The following is a 439-nucleotide window of genomic DNA, read 5'->3' as shown; positions in this document are numbered from 1 at the left end:
ACCGATTCCCACAGAATTTGGCTTTGATTATCAGTTAGGAGAGGTGTTAGATTCTCTCACCGTTGACATTGGTGTTCAATCCGGTTCTGGTGATGTTTTTATTCCTCGGTCTAGCATCGTCACTGGAACACCGGGAACAGAAGTGAATTTAGATGAATCTTGGTCATTTGTGTTAGAAGATTACGCAATTGAACATCAAGGTCAAGGTGTTATTGATCTGGTTGCCAGCTATGATTATGTAGAAGGAATCGGTATAGATGATCCGTTTGAGTATCCAGAATTTACTCAGATTTCTAATTATATTGACGATTTTCTCGTCAATTATCCCAATGAAACGGACTTTTGGGAAATCCTCAATAAAAATCTGGTGACTGAATTATTAACTGAACCGATTCCCACAGAATTTGGCTTTGATTATCAGTTAGGAGAGGTGTTAGAT

General features: G+C 38.5%; 1 pseudogene. It reads left to right on the top strand.

Going from position 1 to position 439, the window contains the following annotated elements:
• A pseudogene (locus tag M595_RS31455) lies at positions 1-439 on the top strand (hypothetical protein); the annotation flags it as partial.

This window comes from Lyngbya aestuarii BL J (assembly GCF_000478195.2).
Lineage (GTDB): Bacteria > Cyanobacteriota > Cyanobacteriia > Cyanobacteriales > Microcoleaceae > Capilliphycus > Capilliphycus aestuarii.
This window is presented reverse-complemented; position numbering and strand designations above follow the sequence as displayed.